Raw genomic sequence first — 1,526 nt, 5'->3', positions numbered from 1 at the left:
CTATCTCTTATCTGGAGATACAGCTACTGTCCGGTGTTTCAGGGGGCTACATCAGATCAATTCTTGCTTTATAATTTTAAATGTGCTTTCAGCGTGTGCTAATAGTGATAGCTGAAAAGTTAGAAAGCCTAAAATGAAATAAACATATTTACGCATCTTTGCCATTCTATAAAAATTTAACATTATCATATGGTAACACTCCCTGATCTAAAAAAAACGCTACGTATGGAAACACGCAACGAGCATGCATAGTCTCGTCATCATGTGCCATTTTTGTGTCATACATGTAGCAACTGTATTCACTAACTTACATCATGTGCCATTGAGTTGCGCAATGTGAATGCGGTAATGTGCATGTAAAACAGTTAGTTAAATATAATTCTACTAATTCGTAATGCGAAGGTCGTAGGTTCGACTCCTATTATCGGCACCATCACGTAAAAATACTTATAAATCAATAAGTTAGACTTAAAAATCTGCCTTTTGTTCATCTATAAGAATCGGTAAATCATCCCTCATAACTGCCGTTATGGTTGATATGGCAATTGGGATGTTAACTGTAACGGCCTGTAGTTGTACAGCTCGAACAGGTACAAGCTCAACTCGAAGCTGATGACTTCCAATGTCTCAAAATTGCCCAATAAACGCTTATAAGTCACGCATTCAGCCCCGATGCCCCTTACTGAGGGATAAACAGGCTTATGGTGATTCTCGTCCCTGTAAACGATATACAGGCTCTATCTCCGGCTGGCTCACGGTTCCATATGGATACACGAGCGTCCTGATAAGATGGCTTTTGAGCGTACATGATGTAGTCGCTAAAGCTCCCGTTGATTGGTATCACCAGCCGGGGCTAAATGGCTACTATTGTCTTTTAACGCCTAAGAGGATTTTTCAAGCAGATGAACAATAGCGATGTGATGTCGCTGCTTATCACTACACCCTGCAATACCGTAACGCTTAACCAGTTCATAGCCGACCTTGTCCAGCCTTTTCAGTAGCTGCTCAGGTAGCGATAAGACCAAATTAAAGGCTGCGGGGGTAAGCACCTCTTGCTTATCATTTTGTTTCAGTGGGTTGAATGCGTAAAGGTTCATTGTTAAGTCTCCACGTTTCGGAGCATCTCACCAATTGCCAGTATTAGACGCTGTTCTTCTGACTGAATCCCGCTACCGATTCGGCTTGCCAGCCTTTCCAGTTTCTCCAAATAAAAAGGGTGAAGGTTGAGAGCTATGTTTGCTCGTACTTTCTGACCATAAGCATTGAAGAGTTGATGCATTAAAGCCCTCCCATCGACTGAACAACTTCAATCGCTTCTGAGGCTGCTGTTATGGCTTTGTTTCGTTTTGTCTGCGCTTCGAGAATTCGTACAGTTGCATCACGCTGCAAGCGGGTGACCTTTGAAGACGCTGTTTTCAGAATCCCGTCGCAGAATGCTTTATGCTGGTTGCTCATGGCACTGGTGGCCTTAACGAATGGAAGGGACTTCCCCTGATTATGCGCCTGATTAACTCTTGTGCAATCAT

At 42.8% G+C, this 1,526-nt stretch carries 1 protein-coding gene and 1 pseudogene; both read right to left on the bottom strand.

What is annotated here, in order from left to right:
• Positions 1–881 precede the first annotated feature (881 nt).
• The gene (locus tag HX884_RS26360; protein ID WP_032637415.1) at positions 882–1,097 is read right to left on the bottom strand and encodes a hypothetical protein; all 216 of its coding nucleotides are present in this window, start codon (positions 1,095–1,097) and stop codon (positions 882–884) included.
• Positions 1,098–1,278: 181 nt separating this feature from the next.
• A pseudogene (locus HX884_RS26355) lies at positions 1,279–1,526 on the bottom strand (hypothetical protein); the annotation flags it as partial.

Origin of the sequence: Enterobacter sp. SECR19-1250 (assembly GCF_013391025.1) — a bacterium.
Lineage (GTDB): Bacteria > Pseudomonadota > Gammaproteobacteria > Enterobacterales > Enterobacteriaceae > Enterobacter > Enterobacter cloacae.
Note: the sequence above shows the minus strand (reverse complement) of the source record. Positions and strands in the feature narration are given on the sequence as shown.